This window comes from Streptomyces lycii (genome assembly GCF_009735685.1).
GTDB classification, from domain to species: Bacteria; Actinomycetota; Actinomycetes; order Streptomycetales; family Streptomycetaceae; genus Streptomyces; species Streptomyces lycii.
In genome coordinates, this window is record NZ_WHPN01000033.1 from 1 (window position 1) to 6948 (window position 6948).

Sequence of the window (6948 nt, forward strand, 5' to 3'; positions counted from 1 at the left end):
CTCGCAGAAGGACTGGTCCGGTCCGGATGGCGTGCCGCACTCGGCGCAGGCCTCGAGCCCGCCGCGGCCGCGGTCCTCCGTGCGGCTGTCGCTGTTCACTTCCGGGGTGTCCTCTCATCTGCGGTCACCGTGACCGAGTACGGCATGTGGGCGGGCCGGGCCGCCGCGACGAGTTCGTCGAGGCGGCTCTCGGCACCCGGGTCCGGCTCGGCGAGCCGGATCGTGACGTTCAGATGCGGTCGCCGGTCGCCCGGCACCTGGCCCAGCGGCCGGGCGTCCCAGCGCGCGGCGCCGCTCTCGGTGATCTCCGGCTCCACGCCGAAGACCAGCCGTACGGCCGTGGCGAGGCCGCGCCGGGTACCGCGCAGCCGGTGCAGCGTCGCGGCGACGGCCACGGCCTCGCGCAGCCGTGCCTCCGTCGGGCCGCCGCGCCCCTCGACGGCGGACTCGGTCTCCGCGCCCACCCAGCTGCCCAGCCAGGTGGTGAAGTCCAGCGGGGCCAGCGCCGGGTCGAAGTAGGCGTGCAGGCAGTCGAGGACGTTCGTGAAGGGCGCCAGCACCTCGTCGAGCCCGCCGGTGAACTGCTGGACCAGATGGTCGTCGGCGAAGACGGCCGGCAGCATCAGCCCGAGCGGCTGGGCGCTGCCGAGCCCGTCGACGGATCCGCGCATGTCTCAGCCCCCGATCACGCGGACGCGGTGGTCGAAGGAGAACACCAGCGCCGGCTTGTCCAGGTCGATCCGGTCCGTCGCGTCGCCGCGCTTCCCGGTGAGCGGGTCGGCGGGGTAGAGCTGCACCTCGTCGACGAGCTCCACCCCGGGCACCCGTTGCAGCACGGCGAAGACCTCGCCCGCCTGCACCGGGTGGCCGAACCGCCAGCCCTTGCCGTGCGCCCCGCCCACGAGCGGGTCCAGGTGCCGGTAGAGCGCGTCCGTCGCCTGCCGCCGGACCCGGTCGGTCTCCACCCCGCGGAACGCGTGCAGCGTGGCGACCACCGTCACGCCCTGGTAGTACGGCGGCCCGACCGCCAGCCGGGTGCCGATCAGCCGCCGGTCGTCGAGGTAGCGGGTGACCCGCTCCAGCAGGGCGTCGCCCGGGACCAGCTGCTCGAAGCGCAGCCGCCCGCCGGGGTCGGGCACGGCGTCGGGCACCACGAGCACCCGTACCGCGTAGGCCCCGTGCTCCTCCGGCTCGGCCTCCAGACAGGTGATCCGCGCGGTCTCCGGGGCCGCCCGGCGGGCCAGCTCCTCGTAGTCCCGCAGGGTCACGGCACGGTCCTGGGCGCGCAGCGTGACGGGCGCGCGGACCTTCGCCTCCTCGATGGTCTCGCCGTCCACACCGCCGGTCGCCGCCTCCCGGTTGTCGACGCGGGAGACGTACGGCACGGAGCTGCGCAGCACCTTGACCGAATGGCGGGCGACGTTGCCCTCCCGGCCGCCGCCGGTGCGGTAGCGGCGGGCGCGGATGACGGCGCCCTTGGGCGGCACGGCGCCGTACTGGCGCATCTCGCCGTTCGGTTCGCGCACGGACGGGCCGAAGGCGATCTCGCCGGTCGCCGCGTCCAGCGTGACGTGCCGTTCGTCGGGCCCGGACGCCGCGAGGTGCGGCACGACCTGCCAGTCGCTCCAGCCGTCGCCCTCCGCGACCTGGAGCAGCAGCGGCGGGTCGTCGGCGACGACCGGCGGCTGCGCCAGTTGCAGCCGCTGTCCGGGCAGCCCGGTGGACTCGCCGAGCGCCTCGTCCCGTACGACCTGGGCGTGCACGGCCCGGGTGGTGCCGCCGATGGTGAAGCCGTCGGCGGCCCGCAGGGTCGGGGAGGAGGTGTAGAAGGGCTGGTCCTGGGCCGGTTCGACGACGCGGCAGCGCAGCCAGCCGGCCTCCTGCCGGCCGGTGCGGGACAGCACGTGACCGCCGGGGATGTGCAGCAGGACCTCGCCGGGGCGGTTCAGGCCGCCGGTGTTGTCCTCGTCGACCTCGCAGGCCGTCCAGCCGTCGGCGGTCCACGCCTCCCAGACCAGCGGCGGCTGCCGCGGGTCGACGCCCACACCGTCGACCCGGCTGTCGAGTTCCAGCATGACCACGCAGTGCGGCACGGCGGCACTCAGCCCGAACAGCACGCAGTCACCCGGGCGCGGCGCGTCGGAGAAGCAGTTGACGTCCACGCCCTCGGCCACGTCGTGCGTACGGTCGGCGGCCGTCTCGCCACCGTGCTGCACGAGGACGTGCCGCAGGGTGCAGGAGATGAGGGTGAGATCGGCCTCGGTGGCGAAGACGACGGGCTCCTCCGCCTCCGTCCGTTCCGTGGCCACCTCGGTGCCCGCGGGCAGCAGCACCGGCTGGTCCTGCGGCGCGGACAGCCAGAAGGTGATGTCGGCGCGGGCGGCGGACGGCGGGAAGAGGGTGATGCCGAGCAGGTCGAGGAAGGCCAGGTAGTTCTTGTCGGGCACCCGGTTGAGCCGGTACACGATCTGGTCGGCCATGTGCGCGACGGTCTCCACCAGCGTGACACCGGGGTCGGACACGTTGTGGTCGGTCCACTCCGGGGCACGCCGCTGGATGTAGCGCTTGGCGTCGTCGACGAACTGCTGGAAGCGGCGGTCGTCGAGGTTGGGGGAGGGCAGAACCATCAGCGGTCGCTTTCGGTGGCCGGGCCGGGTTCCTCGCCGGAGGTACCGGGCTCGTCGTGGGACGGGATCACATAGAAGGGGAAGACCAGGCTCCGCGGGTTGTTGGTGCCGCGGATGTGGTAGCGGACGTCGATGTAGAGCACGGCCGGCTCGGTGGAGGTCACCGATACCTCGTCGACCTCGATGCGCGGCTCCCAGCGGTCGAGGCTGGACCGCACCTCGCTGCGGATGCGGCCCGCCGTCGCCTCGTTGACGGGGGCGAAGACGAGGTCGTGGATGGCGCAGCCGTACTCGGGGCGCATGGGCCGCTCACCGGGCGCGGTGGCCAGGACGAGCTGGATGGCCTCCTCGATCTCACGTTCCCCGCTGACCAGGGCGATGCCCCCGGAGGGGCTGATGCGCATCGGGAACGACCAGCCCGAGCCGACGAACTGCTCAGGCACGGCGGACCGCCTCGTGACGTGCCGCGGTGCGGCTGCGGGGCGGTGCCGTCCGGTGCGTCCGGTGCATGAGTGGTGCTCCAGCGTGTCGAAGGTGCGTGGGTGGTCGGAACGGAAGGGTCAGAACGGAATGGGTGCGAAGTTGCCCATGAGGCCCGGGCTGGTCAGCTTGACGGTCCCCGGCGAGCTGATGCCCACGATCGCCGCGGAGGTGATGCTGACGGCTGTCGCCGAGGTGATGGTGGTGGCCGTCGTGGTGATGTTGGCCGCGCCGCCGCTGATCTGGACGTTCGCGCCGCTGATGCCGGCGGTCGGGGCGTTGACCTGGAAGCGGGCGCCCGCCTGCATCGTGATCGCCCCGCCGGCCCGCATGCTGAGGTTCCGTTTCGCCTCGACACTGACGTCCGTGCCGCCGGTGATGGACACCTTTCCCATGCTGTCCACGGTGATCTCGGTCTGCGTGCGGTCGAGGTTGATCTTGAGCCTGTCGTCCCCGGTCGTCAGCCGGACTCCGCGCTGACGGGCCATGGTCTTCTGGTCCAGCAGGTCCAGCCGGTTGTTGCTGCGGTCGGCCAGGGTCATCCGGACGATCCGCCCGGCCCGGTCGTAGTACTTCACCGGGTTGCGGCTCGGATCGTCCTTGCCGTTGTAGAGGCCTCCGAGGACATAGCCGTGGTCCAGGCTGTCGCGGTCGAACGCCACGACCACTTCGTCGTTGACGTTCGGGGTGAGCAGCCCGCCGCCCTTCAGCCCGCCGTACTGCACGGTCCGCAGCCAGTCACTGGTGTACGAGGCGTCCAGCCACGGGTACATGACCTTGACCCGGCCCTTGCGCTGCGGGTCGTTCACATCGGTCACCACGGCGTTGGCGACGCTCGGCAGCCGGGGTCCGCCGTCCCCGCCGGAGGCGAGCCCGTACAGGGAGCGCCACTGCCGCCCGGTGACGGTCATCCAGGTCTCGTAGCCCTCGGCCGAGAAGTGGTGGCGCGCGCCGGTGACGGTGTACTTGCCCTCGAACGGCTTGCCCACATCGGCGAGGGTGATGGCGGCCCCGGGGCGCACCTTGGCCTCGCCCTCCGCGCTGACCTCCACCTCGGCGAAGACCCCGGTGACGTCCTCGGTCAGCGCCTTGGCGACCTCGGTCACCTGGTTCTGCTTGCCGAAGGGCCTGTCGCTCAGCACCAGCGGTTCCGGCTTGAACTTCCTGCCGGAGGCCTCCGCGGGCTTGGCGCCGATCACGGCCCCCGGGTTCGCCTTGCCGGCGGCGGGCTTGCTGCTCAGCTCCTTCTTCTGGGTGATGTCCCAGCCCCGGACCTCCACCTGCGGATACTGGTCGGAGGAGGTGACGGAGGAGCGGCAGCGCTTGACCTCCTTGCCGCCGTGCAGCACGAGCGGGTTGTCGGTCGGAGAGAGCGGCGAGCCCTCAGGGGGCGCCGAGGCGGCGGGCTTCGCCTCCTCGAAGAAGAACTTCCCCTTCGCGTCGGTGTACATCACCATGCCGTTCTCGTCCGCGAGACGGCAGATGAAGTCCCAGTCCGTGACCCCGGCCTGGGTGATGAACTCGTACAGCGACTTCGTCGGGCTGATCTTGCCGACCGGGATCTTGGCCGCGGCGACCAGCTTCTGGACGATCTGCGACGCCTTCTGGTTCTCGTAGCCCACGACCTGCTGCTGCCGGGTCAGCCGGTGTCCGAGGTCGTAGCCGCGGACGATGCTGAAGCTGCCGCCGCCCTCGTAGTCGGTCTCCAGGCCGGTGATCTCGCCGGTGAGCAGCTCGGTCCGCAGCGACCCCGAGACGACGGTCAGCTCGACGGGCGCGCCCAGTTCGGCGCCCACGCGTTCGAGGACGCGGCGGTGCTCGTCCCGGAAGGTCAGCTGGAACGCGCCGGGCACCCCGGGTGCGAAGTCCACCCAGGCCTCGGTGAGCAGCAGCGCGTCGTCGTCCTTCAGCGGCTTGCTGTTGATGCTGACCTTGAGGATGTGGGAGCGGGTTCCTGCTGGCATGTCGTCAACCTGGTTCTCTCTGGCGATCGCCGATCGGGTCGGTCGGGCTGGTGGGCCGGCCCGGCGGGCCGTTCGGCGGGACGCGGCCGTACGGGCCGGTTCACGCGCCCACCTCTTCGGCAGCCGGGAGCATCAGCTCCACGCCGGGCGGCAGCCGGGACGGGTCGTCGATGTCGTTCGCCTCGGCGATCGCGCGCCAGGCGTTGGCATTGCCGTACTCCCGCCACGCGAGCGACTGCAGGGAGTCCCCGGCGACCACACGGTGCACGCGCTGCGCCGTCAGCGCGCCGGAGGTCGGGTTCTGGCCCAGCGGGCCGCCGGGAATCTCCTCCAGGTGCAGCCGGCAGGTGGCACGGATGGGCGTGCCGCTGGGGGCGAACAGCGTGTAGCTGACGTCCACCGATCCCACGTACGCGTTGAAGCTGACCGTGGAGAAGCTGCCCCACTCGAACTTCACCCAGGGCGTGGAGGGACGCTTGGCCGCGATGCTCTTCGTCGTCACCTCGCAGCACTTCAGCAGCAGTTCGCAGTCCTTCATCACGTCGTTGGAGTCGGGTTCCTCCGAGCGGTCGAGGAACACCTCGACGTCCAGCGACCGGGGCTCGGGGCTGATGAACTCCGGCGGCGGTGAGTCGTGGACGGCCGCGGCGGCCGTGTGCTTCCAGGTGCTCTGGCGGCTCAGCGACAGCTCGTTCGGGTTGAACTGGAACTCGAGCATCTTGATCAGCCCGCCCGGGGACTTGCTGTCGCCCGTCGGCGGGTTGTAGATGCTGAGCGTGGCCTGGCTGAGGTCTCCGCCGAGCATGTCGCCCAGGGCGCCGCCGATGCCGCCGCCCTTGCCCTTGCCGCCCTTGCCACTCTTCTTCGCCATTATTCACCCTCCACATCGGTGAAGCCGTGGTGTGCGATCTCCAGCGTCTCGGTCGCCACGGCCGCGTTCGCCGGGTCGAGCGACGGCCCCTGCCAGCTCACCGGCAGTACGTCGAGCAGGCCCCAGCGGGCCACGAGCGAACCGTCCGCGCGCAGCGCCGAGATCTGCGCCGTGGGCCGGACGATGCCCTCGGAGATCGAGGAGATCCAGGCCGCGACCCGCGCCGTGTCCGAGGTGAGCGGGCGGGTGAGCCGGATCGAGGAGTAGGTGATCCGGGTCGGCAGCTTCCAGACGAAGTCGTTCTGGCCGCCCGCCTGGCGCTCCTCGATCTCCACCGTGGAACCCAGGCCCTCGCAGCCGTTGAAGGCGCCCAGGTCCTCGCCGTCGATGGTCAGCGTGAAGAAGACGCTGGACCCGGGATCCAGATCGCTCATCGGTTACGACCTCTCACTTCTCACTGTTCCGCGTTCCGCGGTGGTGCTGCCTGCGCTGTGTCCGTGCTGTTCGCGGTTCTCGGTGCCGGCGCGTCCCGGCGTTGCGGCCCGGACGCGGGCCGCCCCGGCGGGCGCCGCGTCCGGGCCGGCCCGTTCATCGGCGTGCGTCGCGGAGCCTGCCGATCCGCTCCCGGTCCTGCCGCAGCTCCACACGGAGCAGGCGGGACATCGGGTTCAGCAGCATCCGGGCGAGCTCGTCCAGCCGGCCTCTCTTGCCGAGGTGCCGCAGCAACGGCTCGAACAGCATCTCCGCCACCGACTCACGCGCCCGGCGGTCCTCGCTGAGCCGCTGTCCCAGCGGCTCCACCAACGGGCCGGCCAGTGCGTACGCCAGCGCGGTCCGTGTCGGCTTGCTGGCGACGAGCCGCTGGGCGAGCAGGCTCACCTGCGCGTTCGTCAGCGCGGCCGGTTCGAAGGACGGGCCGGGCCCGCCGCGGGAGCGCTCCGGCGACGGCGGGGGCGGGGCTGTGGCGGCGGGCGCCTCGCGCCGCTGCACGGGGAGGGCCGGGGCG

General features: G+C 71.9%; 7 protein-coding genes. All 7 read right to left on the reverse strand.

Translation table 11 applies throughout. From position 1 onward, the window contains the following. Nucleotides 1-95: 95 nt before the first annotated feature. The gene (locus GCU69_RS01520; protein ID WP_098753123.1) at nt 96-671 is read right to left on the reverse strand and encodes a phage tail protein; all 576 of its coding nucleotides are present in this window, start codon (nt 669-671) and stop codon (nt 96-98) included. 3 nt (nt 672-674) lie between these two features. Beyond that, nucleotides 675-2627: a putative baseplate assembly protein gene (locus GCU69_RS01525; RefSeq protein ID WP_098753124.1), complete on the reverse strand. Its 1953-nt coding sequence runs from the start codon at nt 2625-2627 to the stop codon at nt 675-677. Beyond that, a complete protein-coding gene (locus tag GCU69_RS01530) occupies nt 2627-3070 on the reverse strand; it encodes a GPW/gp25 family protein (RefSeq protein WP_098753125.1) in 444 nt (147 codons plus the stop codon). The genes GCU69_RS01525 and GCU69_RS01530 overlap by 1 nt, the downstream gene beginning before the upstream one ends. Nucleotides 3071-3187: 117 nt before the next feature. Then, complete coding sequence (locus tag GCU69_RS01535; RefSeq protein ID WP_156204920.1) at nt 3188-5071, reverse strand: VgrG-related protein; 1884 nt, start codon at nt 5069-5071, stop codon at nt 3188-3190. A gap of 100 nt (nt 5072-5171) precedes the next feature. Then, nucleotides 5172-5876, reverse strand: coding sequence for a CIS tube protein (locus tag GCU69_RS01540; RefSeq protein ID WP_408055746.1), 705 nt, complete (start codon nt 5874-5876; stop codon nt 5172-5174). A 65-nt stretch (nt 5877-5941) separates the two neighbouring features. Further along, entirely contained in the window at nt 5942-6376 is a 435-nt protein-coding gene (locus GCU69_RS01545) for a phage tail protein (RefSeq protein ID WP_098753127.1), read from the reverse strand. A gap of 154 nt (nt 6377-6530) precedes the next feature. After that, the coding region (locus GCU69_RS32410; protein ID WP_170315755.1) for a hypothetical protein at nt 6531-6948 on the reverse strand (418 nt) is incomplete at its 5' end.